This is a genomic window from Actinomadura madurae (genome assembly GCF_047130825.1).
Lineage (GTDB): Bacteria > Actinomycetota > Actinomycetes > Streptosporangiales > Streptosporangiaceae > Spirillospora > Spirillospora madurae.
Window position 1 is genome coordinate 9,616,155 of sequence record NZ_CP083237.1, and the last position, 18,500, is coordinate 9,634,654.

Annotated in this window: 15 protein-coding genes; 3 read left to right on the forward strand and 12 right to left on the reverse strand. The window is 73.4% G+C overall.

Annotated elements, in window-relative coordinates; translation table 11 throughout:
• Positions 1-127 precede the first annotated feature (127 nt).
• A complete protein-coding gene (locus tag K8Z49_RS45070; RefSeq protein ID WP_412516992.1) occupies positions 128-1,666 on the forward strand; it encodes an alpha/beta hydrolase in 1,539 nt (512 codons plus the stop codon).
• On the opposite strand, the gene K8Z49_RS45075 is transcribed toward K8Z49_RS45070, so the two are convergent.
• From K8Z49_RS45075 to glnA, 4 genes are all read right to left on the reverse strand, one after another.
• The gene (locus K8Z49_RS45075; protein WP_021596571.1) at positions 1,663-2,055 is read right to left on the reverse strand and encodes an OsmC family protein; all 393 of its coding nucleotides are present in this window, start codon (positions 2,053-2,055) and stop codon (positions 1,663-1,665) included. The genes K8Z49_RS45070 and K8Z49_RS45075 overlap by 4 nt on opposite strands.
• Positions 2,056-2,116: 61 nt before the next feature.
• Entirely contained in the window at positions 2,117-4,252 is a 2,136-nt protein-coding gene (locus tag K8Z49_RS45080; protein ID WP_021596570.1) for a DEAD/DEAH box helicase, read from the reverse strand.
• Positions 4,249-6,102, reverse strand: a complete 1,854-nt coding sequence (locus K8Z49_RS45085; protein ID WP_412516993.1) for an SNF2-related protein — start codon at positions 6,100-6,102, stop codon at positions 4,249-4,251. Before K8Z49_RS45085 ends, K8Z49_RS45080 begins: the two co-directional genes overlap by 4 nt.
• A 224-nt stretch (positions 6,103-6,326) precedes the next feature.
• Positions 6,327-7,751: a type I glutamate--ammonia ligase gene (gene glnA, locus K8Z49_RS45090; RefSeq protein WP_021596568.1), complete on the reverse strand. Its 1,425-nt coding sequence runs from the start codon at positions 7,749-7,751 to the stop codon at positions 6,327-6,329.
• A gap of 153 nt (positions 7,752-7,904) precedes the next feature.
• On the opposite strand from glnA, the gene K8Z49_RS45095 reads away from it, so the two are divergent.
• Positions 7,905-8,393: an RDD family protein gene (locus K8Z49_RS45095; protein ID WP_075019804.1), complete on the forward strand. Its 489-nt coding sequence runs from the start codon at positions 7,905-7,907 to the stop codon at positions 8,391-8,393.
• 62 nt (positions 8,394-8,455) lie between these two features.
• On the opposite strand, the gene K8Z49_RS45100 is transcribed toward K8Z49_RS45095, so the two are convergent.
• Positions 8,456-9,151: a DUF4191 domain-containing protein gene (locus K8Z49_RS45100; RefSeq protein ID WP_024936110.1), complete on the reverse strand. Its 696-nt coding sequence runs from the start codon at positions 9,149-9,151 to the stop codon at positions 8,456-8,458.
• 36 nt (positions 9,152-9,187) lie between these two features.
• On the reverse strand, positions 9,188-10,117 hold the full coding sequence (gene lipA, locus K8Z49_RS45105) for a lipoyl synthase (protein ID WP_021596565.1): 930 nt from the start codon (positions 10,115-10,117) through the stop codon (positions 9,188-9,190).
• A 216-nt stretch (positions 10,118-10,333) separates the two neighbouring features.
• Here lipA and K8Z49_RS45110 point away from each other — a divergent pair, with 216 nt between their 5' ends.
• Complete coding sequence (locus K8Z49_RS45110) at positions 10,334-10,834, forward strand: YfbM family protein (protein ID WP_024936111.1); 501 nt, start codon at positions 10,334-10,336, stop codon at positions 10,832-10,834.
• A 42-nt stretch (positions 10,835-10,876) separates the two neighbouring features.
• Here K8Z49_RS45110 and lipB read toward each other — a convergent pair whose 3' ends face one another.
• The 6 genes from lipB to K8Z49_RS45140 form a co-directional block, all read right to left on the reverse strand.
• On the reverse strand, positions 10,877-11,539 hold the full coding sequence (lipB, locus tag K8Z49_RS45115) for a lipoyl(octanoyl) transferase LipB (protein ID WP_033333236.1): 663 nt from the start codon (positions 11,537-11,539) through the stop codon (positions 10,877-10,879).
• Between the two features lie 68 nt (positions 11,540-11,607).
• Entirely contained in the window at positions 11,608-12,345 is a 738-nt protein-coding gene (locus K8Z49_RS45120) for a peptidase E (protein WP_021596562.1), read from the reverse strand.
• A 105-nt stretch (positions 12,346-12,450) separates the two neighbouring features.
• Positions 12,451-13,338 (reverse strand): TIGR01777 family oxidoreductase, encoded by an 888-nt coding sequence (locus K8Z49_RS45125; RefSeq protein ID WP_021596561.1) that lies wholly within the window; start codon positions 13,336-13,338, stop codon positions 12,451-12,453.
• 128 nt (positions 13,339-13,466) lie between these two features.
• Positions 13,467-14,984: a 2-oxoglutarate dehydrogenase, E2 component, dihydrolipoamide succinyltransferase gene (gene sucB / locus K8Z49_RS45130; protein WP_412516994.1), complete on the reverse strand. Its 1,518-nt coding sequence runs from the start codon at positions 14,982-14,984 to the stop codon at positions 13,467-13,469.
• Positions 14,985-15,019: 35 nt separating this feature from the next.
• Positions 15,020-16,411 carry a dihydrolipoyl dehydrogenase gene (lpdA, locus tag K8Z49_RS45135; protein ID WP_075019807.1) on the reverse strand — a complete coding sequence of 464 codons (1,392 nt, stop codon included), beginning with the start codon at positions 16,409-16,411 and terminating at the stop codon, positions 15,020-15,022.
• Between the two features lie 157 nt (positions 16,412-16,568).
• Positions 16,569-18,101, reverse strand: coding sequence for a leucyl aminopeptidase (locus tag K8Z49_RS45140; RefSeq protein ID WP_412516995.1), 1,533 nt, complete (start codon positions 18,099-18,101; stop codon positions 16,569-16,571).
• Positions 18,102-18,500 lie beyond the last annotated feature (399 nt).

Consider the following 18,500-nt stretch of genomic DNA (forward strand, 5'->3'; position numbering starts at 1 on the left):
GCGCGGAGCCTATGGAGTTGATCAGGAGTCAGCATAGGAGGCCCTGGGTAGGTCCAGGGCGCCCCCCGCGAGTCGACCGGGGGGACGAATGGCCAGGTATCCGGGTATACCGGGCGTAATGCCGCTCATGGCTGGGTCACTGGCCGTTTTCGGACTGATCTCCCTGTCCCTCGCGGGAGGGACGCGCGTCCCCCGGACGGTGACCGCCGAGCACCGCGGGGCCCTCGGCGCCCCGTCCCCGGCCGTCCCGCCGCTCCAATGGAAGCGCTGCACCGGGCTGCCGCCCGCGGTGCACGGGAGCGGGACCCCGCGCAGCGGGTTCCGCTGCGCGACGCTCCAGGTTCCGCTGGACCACGCCGACCCGTCCGGCCGGCGGATCGGCCTCGCCCTGATCAAGCTGCCCGCGACCGACCGGCGCCACCGCATCGGCTCGCTGGTGTTCAACTTCGGCGGGCCCGGCGGCGACGGCGTCGACACGCTCGCGCAGACCGCGGGCGACTACGCGGCTCTGCGCACCCGCTACGACCTGATCGGGTTCGACCCCCGCGGCGTCGGCCGCAGCACCCCCGTGACCTGCGTGGACGACCGGCGGATGGACGGGCTCGCCGCCGCGGACGACAGCCCCGACACCGCCGCCGAAGAGAAGGCGTACATGGCCCGCCGCGCCGCGTACGCGCGGGCGTGCGAGGCGCGGTCGGGGCGGCTGCTCCCGCACGTCGGCACCTTGGACGCCGTCCGCGATCTCGACCTGATCCGCGCCGCGCTCGGCGAGCGGAGGCTGCACTACTTCGGCGTCTCCTACGGCACCTGGCTCGGCGGCGGCTACGCGCACCGGTTCCCCGCCCGGGTGGGACGGGCCGTGCTGGACGGCGCCGTCGACACCGGCAACGACCCCGCCGCGCTCGCGCTCGGCCAGGCCGCCGGGTTCCAGCAGGCCCTCGGCGAGTTCGCGGCGGCGTGCGCCCGCCTGGGGCGGGTCCTGTGCCCGCTGGGGAAGGACGGGCCGTCCGCCGTCGCGTCGATCGGCCGGATCCTGGCCGGCCTCGACCGCAGACCGCTCCGCACGTCGTCCGGCCGCAGGCTCACCCAGAGCCTCGGCACGACCGGGGTCGCCGCCGGCCTGTACTCCCGGAAGGCCTGGCCGTACCTCGCGCAGGGCCTGTCCGACGCCGTGAAGCGCCGCGACGGCTCCCTGCTGCTGTTGCTCGCCGACCTGCAGAACGGGCGGCGCGGGAACGGCGTCTACAGCAACTTCTCCGCCGCCAACACCGCCATCACCTGCGCGGACGGCGCGGACCGCTACACCGCGGACGACGTGCGGGAGCTGCTGCCGAGGTTCCGCGCCGCCTCGCCGATCTTCGGGCCGGCCATGGCCTGGCAGCTGACGCAGTGCACCGGCTGGCCGGTGGAGGGCGACGACGACGCGCGCGAGGTGTCCGCGCCGTCCGCCGCCCCGATTCTCGTCGTCGGCAACACCGGGGACCCCGCCACCCCGTACGCGTGGGCGTCCGAGCTGACGAGGAGGCTGGGCGGGGCCGCCACGCTCCTCACCCTCCGCGGGGAGGGCCACGGCGCCTACGCCACCGGCGACCGCTGCGTCCGCCGGGCCGTCGAGGCCTACCTCCTGCGCGGAAGCGTGCCCCCGTCCGGCACGACCTGCGGCTAGACGACCTGCTCGACCTTCATCGGCTCCCGCAGCGCGCTGCCGACCGTGCAGTACTTGTCGTGGACCCGCCCGGCCACGGCCTTCAGGACGTCCCCGGCCTCGGCGTCCCCCTCGGGGAGCTCGACGTCATAGGTGACGGTGATCGTGCCGAGCGTGCTCGTCGCGATCTTGTCGGCCTGGACGGTCGCGGCGAGCCGCGCCATCCGGTGCCCGCGCTTGGCCGTCAGCGGCTCGACGGTGACCAGCTCGCAGCCGCCGAGCGCCGCCAGCAGCAGCTCGACGGGCGTGAAGACGCCCTCGGCGTCCCCGTCGCCGATGGCGACGCTCGCGCCCCGCCCGTTGACGGCCCGGAAGCCGTCCTCGGTGCGCTCCACCCTGACCTCGGCCATGACATCCCCTTTGATCGTCCGGTCTCGCCCACCTGAACACGGGCGCCCCGGACGTTCTTCCCTACATCCCGAGGCGCTCCTGCTCCTCCGCCACGATCTGCGCCGCCAGGGCCTGCTCGGAGATGTCGACCGCGTCCGGAGTCTGCTCGGCGAGATCGCTGCGGCGCGCGTACTCGTCGAACAGCATCGTCTTGACCTGCAGTATCTCCAGCATCCGGGCGTCCACGCCGCCGGGCGTCAGCAGCCGGTGCACCTGCACCGTGCGAACCTGCCCCATCCGGTGCGCGCGGGCGACCGCCTGCGTCTCCATGGTCGGCTTCACCTGCGGCTCGCACAGGATCACGACGGAGGCCGCCTGGAGGTTGAGCCCGACCCCGCCCGCCTGGATCTGGGCGAGCAGGACGGCGTGGCCGGGCTCGGCGGTGAACGCGTCCACGATCTCCTGCCGCCGCACGGGCGGCGTCCCGCCCGAGATCGGGCCGCGCGCCGCCGGGCCGAGCGCGTCCTGGACGGCGGCGAGCACGTCCCGGAAGTAGGAGAACACCACGACCTTCAGGTCGTTGGCGTCCGCCTCCTCGACCAGCTCCACCAGGCGGGCGAGCTTGGCCGACTTCTTCGGGACGGCGTACGCGGCCCGGCGCATCGCCATGAAGTTGCCCTCCGCCACCGCGTCCCGGTAGGCCCGCGCGTCGGCCCGGCTGAACTCCTCCAGCTCGTCCACGTGCACGACCTCGGGCAGCTCGACCAGCACGTCCCGCTGGTTGCGCCGCAGGTACACCGGGGCGACCGCCGACCGGAACGCCCGCGCCCCCATCGCCGCGTCGCTCGTCCGGACCTCCTTGGCGAGCCCGGGACGCAGGTGCGCGACCAGGCTGCGGAACTCCTCGACCCGGTTCTCCATCGGCGTCCCGGTCAGGAACAGGACATGCTCGGTCCGGCGGCACCACGCGCCGACGGCACGGGAGCGGCGGGTCTCGTGGTTCTTGGCGTAGTGCGCCTCGTCCACCACGAACATGCCGACCCGCACGTCGTCCGGGACGTCCAGGCTGTGCAGCGTGGCGAGCGTCGTCACGGCGATCCCGCCGTCCCCGGCCCACTTGCGCAGCGCGGCGGCGCGCCCGGACCCGTGCAGCGGGTGCGCGGCGATCGTGCTGCGCGTCTCGATCTCCCGCACCCAGTTGATCAGCACGCTCGCGGGGCACGCCACCAGGAAGTGGGTGGCGCCCTCCGCACGCAGATGGGCCATCGCGGCGATCGCCTGGATCGTCTTCCCGAGCCCCATCTCGTCGCCCAGGATCACCCGCCGCTGGACGAGCGCGAACCGCGCCCCGAACGCCTGGTACCCGCGCAGCGACACCCGCCGGTGGGCGTCGTCGAGAGGCTGCGCCTTGACCCGGGCGGCGAGATCGCCCGGCAGGAAGCCCTGGGCGGCGTCCCGCTCGGGATCCAGCGCCGCCAGCTCGGCCAGCAGGGTCTGGTAGTCGGACGCGCGCAGCTCGAAGTCGATCCACGCCTCGTCCGGCGACACCGCGGGCCGCAGCAGGTCCACCGACGCCTGCGCCATCAGCAGCCGGGTCCCGCGGGACTCCTCGGTCCGCAGGGCCTCCGCCAGCTCGCCGACCGCCTCCCGCGCCCGCTCCCGCCGGGAGGCCCGCGTGAAGATCCGCCGCCACCACGACCCGGCCGGCCGCGCGTCGTGCACCAGCGGCCCGAACCGCTCGTCCACGCCGTCGGCGGCGGCCCGCGCGCGCGGGAGCTCCGGCCCCGCGTTCACCAGCCGGTGCAGGGCGGCGACGACGGGCGTCATGGTCTCGTCCCGCCGGTCGACGTCGACCCGGACCGCCGCCGACCGCTCCGCCGCCTCCCGCAGGCTCTCCGCCGCCGCGTGGAGCTGCCGCGCGGTCTGCGGCCCGATCCCGGGCAGCAGCTGCAGGCGGTACGGGGTGGCGTCCAGGACGTCCGCGACGGTCGTGTACCCCGCGTCCTCCAGGGGCCCGAGCCGCAGCCGCCCGTCCGTGACGTCCTTCAGCCGCGCCAGCGGGATCGACCCGAGCTGCTCCCGCGCCGCCTCCGCCCGCAGCGGCGCGAGCGCCCCGTGCACCTCCGCGAGCGCGCGCCGATGATCGGCGACCAGGTCGCGCGCGGCGCCCAGCAGCGCGTATCCGCCCCGCAGGACGTCCTTGGCGTCGTCCGTCATCCCGGTCCCTCGCCGATCCACTCGTCCACGGTGCCAGGCGCGACCAGCCGGTGCACCCGCAGCATCCCGGTCGGGCCGGCCCCGAGCACGCGCCCCACAGCGCGGGCCTCCGCGTCCGGGTCCTCCTGCGGCTCGCAGAAGATCACCACCGACGCGCCCCGCGGGCTCGGCCCGTCCGCCTCCAGCCCGGCCACCAGCACGGCGTGCCCGTCCTCGGCGGCGAACGCCTCCGCGGTCACCTGCCTCCCACCGGTCGCGAGCACCTTCCGGACGGCGGCGAGCACGTCCGGGGAACAGGAGTGGACGACGACCTTCTGCCCATTGGCCTCGGCCTCCCTGACCAGCTCCTTCAGCCGCCGGAGCTTGGCCGACCCGCGGCCCGGCGCCACCAGCTCGTCCACGCGCACGACGTCGGGCAGCTCCGCGAGCACGTCCCGCTGGTCGCGTCTGAGGTAGACGGGCGCGACCGCCACCCGGAACGCCCGCGACCCCAGCGCCGCCTCCTGCGGGCGGATCCCCTCCGCCACATCGGGCGGCAGATGGCCGACCAGGCTGCGGAACTCCTCCACCCGGTCCTCCATCGGCATCCCGGTGAGGAGCATGACGTGCTCCGTCTCCTCGCACAGGCGGGCGACCGCCCTCGCACGAAGCGTCCAGGAGTTCTTCGTCTGGTGGGCCTCGTCCACCACGAACATCCCGAGGCCGGGGCGGTCCTCCATGTAGGGAAGCCAATCCAGGGGCGCCACGGCGACGCCGCCCCCGCCGGTCCACCTCTCCAGCGCCGCGTCCCGGTCCGGGCCTTGGATCAGATGCGCCTCGATCGAGCTGAAGGTCTCGATGTCGCGGACCCAGTTGAGCAGTACGCTCCCCGGGCAGGCCACCAGGAAATGCGTCGCGCCCTCACCCCGCCGGTGCGCGATGGCGGCGATCGCCTGGACCGTCTTGCCGAGCCCCGCCTCGTCCCCCAGGATCACGCGCCTCCGCAGAAGCGCGAACCGCGCCCCGAACGACTGGTACTCCCGCAGCGACACCTTCAGGTGGGTGTCATCGAGTGACTCATCCCAGACGTCCGCCGCCAGGTCCTCCGGCAGGAAGCCCTCGGCCGCCTCCCCGGCGGACGCCTGCCCCGCCACCCCCGCGAGCTCGGCCTGGTAGGCGTCCGCGTTCCGCTGGAAGTCGCGCCAGGCCTCGTCCACCGGGACGCAGGCCCCTATCAGGCCCGGCGACCTCAGCAGCGCGGCACCCGAACTCTCCAGGAGTCCCGAGAGCTCCGCGATCGCCTCCCTGGCCAGGTACCGCGCGTCCGGCGGCAGCAGCACCCTGCGCCACCCCACTCCCCGCCTCGCGTCGTAGACGTTCCTGATGCAGGACGTCTCCACCCACTCGGCGAACTCCACGGCGCGCCGCAGTTCCCGGTGCCCGTTCACCAGCTGATGCAGGGCGACCACGAGCGATTCCGTGCGCTCGTCCCGCGGGCCGATCGTGATCCGCAGGCTCGCGGACCACGTCGCCGTCTCGACCAGCTCGGCCGCCGCCGTGTGGAGCCGCTCGGCGGTGTCGGGCCCGATCCCGCGCAGCAGCAGGAGCCCGTCCGGAGTCGAGTCGAGCACGTCCGCGACCGCGACGAACTCGGCCCCCCGCACCGCGCCGAACCGGATCGGCCCGTCCGCGACCTGCTTCAGCCGGGCGACCGGAACGGACCTGAGCCACTCCCTGGCCGCCGCCCTCCGCAACGGCACCGCCGCCGCCCCCACCTCGGTGCACACCTGCCGGTACTCGGCCGCGAGCTCACGCGCGGCACGCCGCAGCACCTCGATGTCCCGCAGGACGCGCTTGGCGTGCTTGGTCATCCCGCCCCTCCGCGGACATAATGCCAGCCCTCACCGACACCCGACAGGGAGCCGTCATCAGGCCCGCCCCGGCGGTCCCGCCGCGCACGTCGTCCCGATCGCGGAGCCTCCCGATGCCGGGCCGCGAAGCGGAAAGGCCGCCGGCCGCGCCCTCCGGTGAGGAAGGGCACGGCCGGCGGCCCAGCTGGCCAGGTCAGCGCGGAGAGCCGCGCTGACCTGCGATCTTAGATGTCGTAGTAGAGCTCGAACTCGTGCGGGTGGGGGCGCAGGCGGATCGGGTCGATCTCGAACTCGTTCTTCATCGTGATGTAGGTCTCGATGAGGTCCGGCGTGAAGACGCCGCCTTCCAGCAGGTAGTCGTGGTCGGCCTCCAGGGCGGCGAGGACCTCGGGGAGGCTGCCGGGTACCTGGGGAATGGCGCGGGCCTCCTCCGGCGGCAGCTCGTAGAGGTCCTTGTCGACCGGCTCGGCGGGCTCGATCTTGTTCTTGATGCCGTCCAGGCCGGCCATCAGCATGGCGGAGAAGGCCAGGTACGGGTTGCAGGACGGGTCCGGCACGCGGAACTCGATGCGCTTGGCCTTCGGGTTCGAGCCCGTGATCGGGACGCGGATGCACGCCGACCGGTTGCGCTGCGAGTAGACCAGGTTGACCGGCGCCTCGAAGCCGGGGACGAGGCGGTGGTAGCTGTTCACCGTCGGGTTGGTGAAGGCCAGCAGGGACGGCGCGTGCTTGAGCAGGCCGCCGATGTAGTAGCGGGCGTTGTCGGACAGGCCCGCGTAGCCGACCTCGTCGTAGAAGAGGGGCGAGCCGTCCTTCCACAGGGACTGATGGCAGTGCATGCCCGAGCCGTTGTCACCGAAGATCGGCTTCGGCATGAACGTGACGGTCTTGCCCTCGGCGCGCGCGACGTTCTTGACGATGTACTTGTAGAGCAGCAGGTTGTCGGCCGTCTTCAGCAGCGTGTCGAAGCGGAAGTCGATCTCGGCCTGGCCGGCGGTGCCGACCTCGTGGTGCTGCATCTCCACCTGGATGCCCGACGCGATGAGCTGGGACACCATCTCCGAGCGCAGGTCGGTGTAGTGGTCCATCGGCGGGACGGGGAAGTAGCCGCCCTTGTAGGGGGGCTTCGCGCCGAGGTTGCCGCCGGCCTCCTCGCGCCCGGTGTTCCAGGCGCCCTCGACGGAGTCGAGGTAGTAGTAGCCCGCGTTCTGCCTGGTCTCGAAGCGGACGTCGTCGAAGATGTAGAACTCGGCCTCGGGGCCGAAGTAGCACGTGTCGGCGATGCCGGTGCCGCGCAGGTAGTCCTGGGCCTTCTTGGCGACGTTGCGCGGGTCGCGGCTGTAGGGCTCGCCCGTCAGCGGGTCGTGCACGAAGAAGTTGAGGATCAGCGTCTTGTGCTGGCGGAACGGGTCGACGACCGCGGTGCCCGGGTCCGGGAGCAGGAGCATGTCCGACTCGTGGATCTCCTGGAACCCGCGGACCGACGAGCCGTCGAACATGAGCCCCTCGGTGAAGACGCTCTCGCCGAAGCTCTCGACGGGGAACGTGAAATGCTGCATCTTGCCCGGCAGGTCCACGAACCGGCAGTCGACGAAACGCACACCTTCGTTCCTGATGTAGCTCAGGACCTCTTCGGCGCTGCTGAACATCCAGCCTCCTCAGGGCGGTTCTTGGCTCCCAGCACGCTATGGCCACGCCGTTTCCCGGCCATGTCTCGTATGTTTCCGCTGTGTTACGCGTCACTCCGGGCCTGCCGGGGAGCCGCGTCGGGCGGCGGCGGAGGACCGGATAGCGTAGGGGCCATGAGCGGTGGCAAGGGGCGGCGGGAGGCGGCCGCGCCGCGGTGGACGCAGACCTGGCTCGGCGGGGCGCGCTCCGCCGGGGCCGACCTCGGCGAGCCCGGGAAGCGGATCGGGCTGCCCGCCGGCGGCAGCGGCGCCGTCGCGTCCTACGGCCGGCGGCTCGTGGCGCTGTTCGTCGACTGGGGGCTGTCGATGCTGGTGGCGAGCCTGCTCGCGCGCTCGCTCGGCTGGGAGCCCGCCGAGCGCAGCATGGCGACGCTGCTCGTCTTCGGCGTCCAGGCGTGGGTGCTCACCGCGTTCCTCGGCACGACGATCGGCAAGCGGCTGTGCGGCATCCGCGTCGCCCGCCTGGACGGGCGGCCCGTCGGGCTCGTCCGGGCCCTCGTCCGGACCCTCCTGCTGCTCCTGGTCGTCCCCGCCCTGATCTGGGACCGGGACTACCGGGGCCTGCACGACCGCGCCGGCAACACGGTCGTCGTCACCATCTAGGCCGGACCCGAGCAGGCCGGAAACGAGAAAGCGCCCCCGAGGGGGCGCTCTTCTCACGTCCGTCAGCGCGTCTTCGGCTTCGGGCCCTTCGGCATCTTCGCGCCGCGCGGCATCGGGCCCTTCGGCATCTGCATCGAGCGGGGCAGGGCCTGGAGGCGGTCGTTCAGCTCCGCGACCTGCCCCTTGGTGAGGTTGCGGGGCAGCTTCATCAGGTGGCGCTGGAGCTTGCCGACCGGGACCTGGCCCTCGTCGTCCCCGACCTGCACGTCATAGATCGGCACCTGCTGGGCGGCGCGGGAGATGCGCTTCTTCTCGGCGCCGAGCAGTGGGCCGACCCGGCTGCGGGGCCCCTCCGAGACGAGCACCACGCCGGCGCGCCCGACCGCGCGGTGCACCATGTCGAGGTTGCGGTTGCCGCTGACCGCCTCGGTGACCGTCCAGTTGCCGCGCATGTTCTTCAGGATCGCGGCGGCCGCGCCCGGCTGCCCGGCGATCACCTTGTACTGGGCGCGCTGCGCCAGCTGCCCGAAGACGATCATGCCGACGGCGACCGCGGCGAGGATCCCCAGCGGGATGAAGAACCACAGCTGGCCGATGATCAGCCCGATGAGGATGACGACGACCAGGGTCCCGATCGCGGACGCGAACACGATCGGCAGCGCCTTCGGGTCGGCCTGGCGCAGCACCTGGGCGACCATGCGGATCTGCTTGAGGCGACCCGGACTCTCCTGGGCCCCGTCCGTGGGCTTTTTCGACATGAATACAAGGATAGTCCGGCCGGGGCGGTCGCGGGTTCACCCCTCGCGCGCGGAGATCGCCTGCTGGTAGAGGCGGCCGGCGCGGTAGCTGGAGCGCACGAGCGGGCCTGACATGACGCCCGCGAAGCCGATCTCCTCGGCCTCCGCCGACAGCTCCACGAACTCCTCCGGCTTCACCCACCGCTCCACCGGGTGGTGGCGGGGGCTCGGCCGCAGGTACTGGGTGATCGTGACCAGCTCGCAGCCCGCCTCGTGCAGGTCGCGCAGCGCCTGCGAGACCTCCTCGCGCGTCTCGCCCATGCCGAGGATGAGGTTGGACTTGGTGACCAGGCCGTCCTCGCGGGCCCGGGTGATGACCTCCAGGGACCGCTCGTACCGGAACCCGGGGCGGATCCGCTTGAAGATCCGCGGGACGGTCTCCACGTTGTGCGCCAGCACCTCCGGCCGGGACGAGAAGACCTCGGCGAGCTGCTCGGGGACGGCGTTGAAGTCGGGGATCAGCAGCTCGACGCCGCAGCCCGGGATCGCCGCGTGGATCTGCCGGACGGTCTCGGCGTACAGCCAGGCGCCGCCGTCCTCCAGGTCGTCGCGGGCGACGCCGGTGACGGTCGCGTACTTCAGGCCCATCGTGGCGACGGACTCGGCGACGCGGCGGGGCTCGTCGCGGTCGAGCTCGGCGGGCCGGCCGGTGTCGATCTGGCAGAAGTCGCAGCGGCGGGTGCACTGGTCGCCGCCGATCAGGAACGTGGCCTCGCGGTCTTCCCAGCACTCGTAGATGTTGGGGCAGCCGGCCTCCTGGCACACCGTGTGCAGGCCTTCGGATTTCACCAGGCCGGTGAGCTCGCGGTACTGCGGGCCCATCTTCAGCCGTGTCTTGATCCACTCGGGCTTGCGCTCGATCGGGGTCTGGCTGTTGCGCGCCTCGACGCGCAGGAGCCTGCGTCCCTCGGGTGTCACCGTCGTCACGCGTCCCAGACTACGTCGCGATCTCCGGTGCCGGCACACCGGCCGCCCGCCGCCGGGCCCGGCCTCCGAGGGCTTCGAAGCCGTATCGGACCGATCTCGAACGTATGACAGTACCCCGATCGTGCAGCCGATTCGCGTGTTTCGGCCATGTCCAACTGTGGACCTCTCTAGGGTGACTCCCTGTCGTCACGCAACAGCGTCAGCAGGAGGACCACCGTGGGTCTGGCAATGTCGTACCTCAGGGTGCCGCCCGTGCTGGAGGGGGAGCCCGATCCCGGCCGGATCGCCCGCCATGTCTTCGGTGACGCGAACTGGCGCCGGCGCGGCTCCGCGGAGCTGTTCGACCTCGGCTGGGCGTGGCAGGCGATGCACTACCTCGTCACCGGCGACCCGTGGGACGGCCGGCAGCCCGAGGCGGACGTGGTGTGCGGCGGGCGGCTGCTCACCGAGGACGGCGCCGACGAGCTGGGCATGGACGTCATCTACCTGGCGCCGGACCGGGTCAAGCCGACCGCCGACCACCTGGCCGCGACGCCGTTCGCGAAGGTCGCGGGCCGCTACGACCCGGCGGCGATGGGGCGGGCCGGGGTCCAGGACGCGGGACGGCTCGACGGCGCCGCCCGCGACAAGGTCCTCAAGCCCGCCTACAAGGGGCTGACCGAGTTCTTCCGGGCGGCCGCCACCGAAGGCCAGGCCGTCTACAAGGTGATGGCCTGACCGTCCGGCGCCGAGCGCCGGCGGGGGTCGCCCCCCGCGATGTCAGAGCGCCAGTTGCGCCGTGGTGCGGTGGAGCGGTTCCGCCGCGCCCAGGGCCGCCGCGAGATGCCGCTCGACCAGCGGGACGGTCTCGGCGACCGTGACCTCGCGGCCGAGCTCCCGGCTGAGGTTCGTCGACCCCACGTCCCGGATCCCGCAGGGGACGATCTTGTCGAACCAGCCCATGTCGTTGTCGCAGTTGAGCATGAAGCCGTGCATCGCGACGCCGCGCGCCACCCGGATCCCGATCGAGCCGATCTTGCGGTCGGGGGAGCCGGGCACCCAGAGCCCGCTGCGGCCCTCCACCGTCGCGGTCTTCAGGCCGAGCTCCGCGCAGACGTCCATCATCATCTGCTCCAGCAGCCGCACGTATCCGACGACGTCCGCCGGGTCGGGGAGCCGCACGATCGGGTAGCCGGTGAGCTGCCCCGGGCCGTGCCAGGTGATCTTGCCGCCGCGGTCCACGTCCACGACCGGGGCGCCCGGGTCGCCGATGGGCCGGTCGAGCGCCGCGGTCCGCTTGCCCGCGGTGTAGACGGGCCGGTGCTCCATCAGCAGGACGGTGTCGGGGATCTGGTCGTCGACCCGCAGGGCGTGGGTGCGTTTTTGCAGCTCCCAGCCCTCCTCGTAGGGGACGGCCGCCGTGCCGAACCCCGCGTGCACCATCACCAGCTCGCGTACGTCCACATCGCTCACGCCTGCCAGCTTATGCCGTGGACGTCCCGGTCCGCGCGTCAGAGGGCGGCGAGCAGCCGGGGCTCCAGCCGGTACTCCTTCGCCGTCCCGGGCCCGTCCGGCTCGATGCGGTAGGCGCCCGCCTCCCGCCGGTACGAGACGGCCTGGACGAACTCGGCGCCGACGTAGTGCAGCGCGACCTTCTCGTCGGCCGCGTAGCCGCCGGGCAGGGTGCCCTCGCCGACGAGCTGCTGCAGCAGCGGGCGCCGCTGCGGCTCGCTGTCGTAGTGCACCCCGCACGAGTACGGCAGGAAGCCGAGCCCGTCGGTCATCGGGCGAAGCTGCGGGCCGAAGGAGTCGGTGTTGCCGCCGACGTGCCAGCACAGCGCCCCCGCACTCTGCCCGGACAGCACGACGCCCTCCTGCCACGCCTCCCGCAGGATCTCGTCGAGCCCGTGCAGCCGCCACAGCGCCAGGAGGTTCGCGACGCTCCCGCCGCCCACGTAGACGAGGTCATGGGCGAGCAGGTGCGCGCGCATGTCGGCGATGTTCGGCATCGGGAACAGGGCCAGGTGGCTGACCTCGGCGTCCATGGAGGAGAACGCCGCGTAGGAGCGCGCGATGGCCTGGAGGCCGTCGCCCATGGCCGTCGTGATGACGCAGACCCGGGGCCGGTCCTGCCCGGTCAGGTCGAACGCGTAGCGCAGCAGAGGGCTCGGCAGGAATCCGTCCCGGCCGTCCGGAACGAACGAGCCCCCGCCGATCGCGAGGATGTGCGGCTGTCCGTCGGTGCTCATTCCACCCCTCCTCGTAGGCCGGGTCGCCTCTGTGTCACCGTATGGCCACGGAACGGAACCGGGCTGGACTTTGACGATTCTTGGCGGTCACGAGAATCTCGGCGGTCACAAGGCCGCGGCCAGGGCCGCCTCGACGTCCTCGTGCGCGAACCGGAACCCGGTCTCCTCCAGCCGCCGCGGCAGGACCCGCTGGCTGATCAGCGGCCCCTCGTCGGCCAACCCGCGCAGCGCCGCCCGCAGCGCGAACCGGGGGACCGGCAGCCGCGCCGGCCGGTGCAGGACGCGGCCGAGCGCCCGCGTGTACTCCGCGTTGGTGACGGGGTTCGGCGCGGTGAGGTTGACCGGTCCGGCGATCTCGTGGTCGATGAGGAACCGCAGCGCGGCGACCGCGTCGGCGAGGGAGATCCAGCTCGTCCACTGCCGGCCGTCGCCGAGCGTGCCGCCGAGCCCCAGCCGGAACAGCGGCAGGGTGCGGCCGAGCATCCCGCCCTCGCGGGCCAGCACGACGCCGGTCCGCGGGTGGACGACCCGGACCCCGGCCTCCCGGGCGGGCGCGGCGGCGGCCTCCCAGTCGCGGACGAGGTCGGCGAGGAAGCCCTGCCCGCGCGCCGCCTTCTCGTCCACCTCCGTGCCGCCGGTGTCGCCGTAGTACCCGATCGCCGACCCGCAGACGAGCACGCGGGGCCGCGGGGCCGCGGTCGCGATCGCCTCCGCGAGCGTCCGGGTGCCGGCGAGCCGGCTGTCGCGGATCTTCCGCATGTACGCCCTGGTCCACGGGCGGTCGCCGATCCCGGCGCCCGCCAGGTGCACGACGGCCTCCGCGCCCTCCAGGGACGCCTTGTCGACGCACCCGTCCGCGGGCGACCAGCGCGCCTCGTCGGGTCTGGACGGCTCCCGCCGTATCAGCCGGACGACCTCGTGGCCGTCCGCTCGAAGTGATCGCACCAACGCCGAGCCGATGAGGCCCGACGAGCCCGTGACGGTGACCCTCATGACCCCAGCCTAGGGCGATCACCCCACCGAGCGGTGAGATTCTCAGCCGGGTCCCGCGTTTCCCCGGACACGCGAAGACCCCGCCGCCCTGTCGGGGCGGCGGGGTGCCCGCGTCGTCGCGGGAGAGGTCAGAGGCCCAGTTCGGCCTCGAAGTTGCCCTCCTCCAGGCGGTGCTTGACCGTGGCGAGGAACCGGGCGGCGTCCGCGCCGTCGATCAGGCGGTGGTCGTAGGTCAGCGCCAGGTAGACCATCGACCGGACCGCGATGACCTCGCCCAGCTCGGGGTCGTCGATGACGGCCGGGCGCTTCACGACGGCGCCGGTGCCGAGCATGCCGACCTGCGGCTGGTTGAGGATCGGGGTGTCGAACAGCGCGCCGCGGCTGCCGGTGTTGGTCAGCGTGAACGTGCCGCCGGCGAGCTCGTCCGGGCTCACCTTGTTGGTGCGGGTGCGCTCGGCGAGGTCGGCGATCCGCTGCGCGAGGCCGCCCAGGTTCAGCTGGCCCGCGTTGTGCACGACGGGGACCATCAGGCCGCGCTCGGGCACGTCCACCGCGATGGAGAGGTTCTCCACGTCGTGGTAGGTGACCTCGTTGGTCTCGCCGTTGATGACCGCGTTCAGCTTCGGGTGCGCCTTGAGGGCCTCGACCGTCGCCAGCGCGAAGAACGGCAGGAACGACAGCTTGACGCCCTCACGGGCCTGGAAGTCGGCCTTGGCCTGCTCCCGCAGCCGCGCGATCTTGGTGATGTCCACCTCGACCACGGTGGTGAGCTGCGCCGACACCTGAAGCGACTCGACCATGCGGCGGGCGATCGTCTGCCGCATCCGCGACATCTTCTCGGTCCGGCCGCGCAGCGCGAGCTGCTCGGCGGGGGCGGCGGGGGGCGCGGGGGCCGCGGGCCGCGCCGCGGGGGCCTGCGCCGGAGCCGGGGCCGCGGGCGCGGGCGCGGGCGCCGCGGGGGCGGCGGCCTGCTGGGCGGCCTGCTGCGCGGCGCGGGCCGCCTCCAGGACGTCCTGCTTGCGGATGCGGCCGCCGACGCCGGTGCCCTTGACCGTGGCGAGGTCCACGTTGTGCTCGGACGCCAGCTTGCGCACCAGCGGGGTGACGTACGGGCCGTCGCCCGGCTCCGCCTGCGGCTGGGCCTGCTGGGACGCCGGGGCGGGGGCGGGGGCGGGGGCGGGCGGCTGCGCCGGCTGCTGCGGGGCCGGGGCGGGCGCCGGGGACGGCGGGGCGGCGGGCTGCTGCTGCGCCGGCGGCGGCCAGGCGGCGGGCGGCGGGGCCTGCTGCGGTGCCTGCTGCTGGGGCGCCTCCTGCGGCGGTGCGGCCTGCTCGGCCTGCGGGGCGGGCGCCTCCTGCGCGGGCGCCTGCTCGGCGGCGGCCGGGGCGCCGCCGCCGGACGGCGCGTCGCCCTCGTCGCCGATGACGGCCAGTTCGGCGCCGACCTCGACGGTTTCGTCCTCGGCGACCGTGATGCTGGTCAGGATGCCCGAGGCGGGCGAGGGGATCTCGGTGTCGACCTTGTCGGTGGACACCTCAAGGAGCGGCTCGTCGGTCTCGACGCGCTCGCCCTCCTTCTTGAGCCAGCGGGTGACGGTGCCCTCGGTGACGCTCTCGCCGAGCTGGGGCATGGTGACGGAGACCGGCATGTCTCAGCGACTCCTTCGTATTACTTGTGCGGCGTTCAGCCGTGCACGTGCAGTGGTTTGCCGGCGAGGGCGAGATGTGCCTCGCCGACCGCCTCGGACTGGGTCGGGTGCGGGTGGATCAGCTGGGCGACCTCGCCGGGCAGGGCCTCCCAGTTGTAGATGAGCTGCCCCTCCGCGATGAGCTCGCCGACGCGTGCGCCGACCATGTGCAGGCCGAGGACGGGGCCGTCCACGGCCGCGATCACCTTGACCTCGCCCTGCGTCCCCAGGATCTTGCTCTTGGGGTTGCCCGCGAGGTCGTAGGTGACCGATTTGATCTCGTACCCGCGCTCGCGGGCCACGGCGGACGTGATGCCGACCGAGGCCACCTCGGGGTCGGAGTAGGTGATGCGCGGGACGCCGTCGTAGTCGATCGGCGGCGGGGTGAGCCCGCTCAGCCGCTCGGCGACGAGGATGCCCTCGGCGAACCCGACGTGCGCCAGCTGCGGGGTCGGGATCAGGTCGCCGACCGCCGAGATGGTGGGGACGCTCGTCCGGCAGTACTCGTCGACCTTGACGAACCCGCGCTCGGTCTCGACCCCGGCCTCGGCCAGCCCGATCCCGTCGGAGACCGGGCCGCGCCCCACCGCGACCAGCAGCAGCTCGGCGTCGATCGTCGTGCCGCCTTCGAGGGTGACGGAGATGCCGCCCTGCGTGGTCTTGGCGCTCTCGAAGCGGGTGCCGAGCTCGTACTTGATGCCGCGCTTGCGGAAGGCGCGCTCCAGCCGCTTGGAGCTGCTCTCCTCCTCCAGCGGCAGCAGGTGCGGCAGCGCCTCGACGATCGTGACGTCGGCCCCGAACGAGCGCCACACGCTGGCGAACTCGACGCCGATGACGCCGCCGCCGAGGATGACGACCGAGCCGGGGACGTGCTCCAGCCGCAGCGCGTGGTCGCTGGAGATGACGCGCTCGCCGTCGATCTCCAGGCCCGGCAGCGACTTGGGCGCCGACCCGGTGCCGAGCACGATGTGCCCGGCCTCGATGGTGCGCGTCCCGTCGGCGGTGGCGACCTCGACCGTGGTCGGGCCGGCCAGCCGGCCGGTGCCGTGCACGACCTCGATGCCGCGCGACTTGATGAGCCCGGTGAGGCCCTTGACGGTCGTGGAGACGACCTTGTCCTTGTAGGCGTTCACGCCCGCGACGTCGATTCCCTCGAAGGTGGTCTTCACGCCGAACTTGGCCGCCTCGCGGGACTGGTCCGCCACCTCGGCCGCGTGCAGCAGCGCCTTGGTGGGGATGCAGCCGCGGTTGAGGCACGTCCCGCCGAGGGACTCGTCCCGCTCGATCAGCGCGACGGACCTGCCGAGCTCGGCGGCGCGCAACGCGCACGCGTACCCGCCGCTGCCGGCACCCAGGACGACGATGTCGAAGGGGCCGTTGTTGGCCACTGGAGGCTCCCTTTCCCCGGTTGTGGCGCCGCGTGGATCACGGCGCCCGTGGGCGGGGCGGGCGCGCCGGTCACCGGGCGCCCCGCCGCCACGAGAAATCTATTCTGTTCTCCGCCCGCTCACAGCGGGCGGGTCCCCCGCAGAATTCCCGCCGCCCCTACAGGACGCCCGCGGCGACGTCCTCGGCGATCTGGACCAGCGTGCGCGCCGCGGCGCCGGTGCCGCCCTTCGGCGTGTACCCGTAGGGCTCGCCCTTGTTGAACGAGGGGCCGGCGATGTCGAGGTGGGCCCACTTGACGCCGTCCGGCACGAACTCCTTCAGGAACGTCCCGGCGACGAGCATGCCGCCCCACCGCTCGCCGCTGATGTTGGCGATGTCGGCGACCGCCGAGTCGAGGCCCTTGCGCAGCTCGGCCGGCAGCGGCATGCCCCAGGACGGCTCGCCGGCGCGCTCGGCCGCCGCGACCACCTTCTCGCGGACGCCGTCGTCGTTGGCCATGACGCCGGTGGTCCGGGTGCCGAGCGCGACGAGCTGCGCGCCGGTCAGCGTGGCGACGTCCACGATCAGGTCGGGGGAGTCCTCGCCGGCCCGGACGAGGGCGTCGGCCAGGACGAGCCGGCCCTCGGCGTCGGTGTTGAGCACCTCGACGGTCTTGCCGCCGTAGATGCGCAGCACGTCGGACGGGCGCTGCGCGGTTCCGCTCGGCATGTTCTCGGCGATGGCCAGGTAGCCGACGACGTTCACCTCGGGGCCGAGCTCGGCGATGGCGGCGAGCGCGCCGAGCACCGCGGCGGCGCCGCCCATGTCGGACTTCATCCAGTCCATCGCGTCGGTCGGCTTGAGGGACAGGCCGCCGGAGTCGAAGGTGATGCCCTTGCCGACCAGGGCGAGGGTCTTGGACGCCTCGGGGTGGGTGTAGGCGAGGCGGACGAGCCGCGGCGGGTTGACCGAGCCCTGCCCGACGCCCGCGATGCCGCCGTAGCCGCCCTCGACGAGGGCCTTCTCGTCCAGCACCTCGATGGCCAGCCCGCTGTCGGCGGCGACCCGCTCGGCCTCGCCGGCGAGGTCCTCGGGGGACAGGTGGGACGGCGGGGTGTTGACCAGGTCGCGGACGAGCGCGACCGACGCGGCGAGGGTGCGCGCCCGCGCGACGGCCGCCTCCCCGGACGCGGGCCCGATGAGGAGGATCTCCTCGACGGGGCTCTTGCGGCCGTCGCCGGTGCGGAACGAGTCGAAGGAGTAGGCGCCGAGCAGCGCGCCCAGCGCGACGGCCCCGACGCCCTCGGCGCTCTCGGCCGGCAGCGCGACGGCGACCCGGGCGGTGCCCGCGAGGGAGCGGACGGCGGCGCCGGCGGCGCGGCGCAGGTCTTCGGCGGTCGGGTCCTCGCCCAGCCCGGCGGCGACGATCACCTTGGCGGCGACGGCGCCCAGCGACGGCAGCTTGGTGACCTCTCCGGCCTTGCCGGTGGCGCCGAGCGCGGTCAGCGCGTCCGCGAGCCCGCCGTCCAGCGCGCGGTCGAGCGCGTCCGCTCCGGCGGCCGGTGCGGCACCCGCCTCTCCGGGGCTGACGCCGATCACGATCGCGCCGACGTCGACGCCGGCCAGGTCTGCGCTGTCAAGGCTGATGCTCGTCACGTAGCCCGATGGTAGTCCTCCCGGTGACCGGTTTCGCCCTTTTGGATCAAGCATTGCCCTGCCCGGGAGTCCCCCCGGCGGGGCTCGCAATGCACCGGTGGCGGCCGGGCGGCGGCGCCCGGCCGCCCGCGCGGGTGGCGGAGCTCGGCCCGCGCCGCGTCCCCGCGCCGGTGGGAGCGGGGCCGGCCGGCGTATCGGAGGCGCTAATCACCTATTCCGATTGATTTAACAGGTTACGGCGTGACCAGGAGAGACATCGCCCCGGCGACGCAGGCGGAGGCGCGGCGGCTGGGCGCCGACCGGGCTCGGCAGGTGGCGGACCTGCTGCGCCGCCAGGTGCTCTACGGCGACTTCCGCAGCGGCGTCCTGCCCCGGTGCGGCGGGCCGCCCCGGACGCGCTGCGGGAGCCGGTCGAGATCCTGCCCGCCACGGCGGAGGCGGCCACGCCCCGGT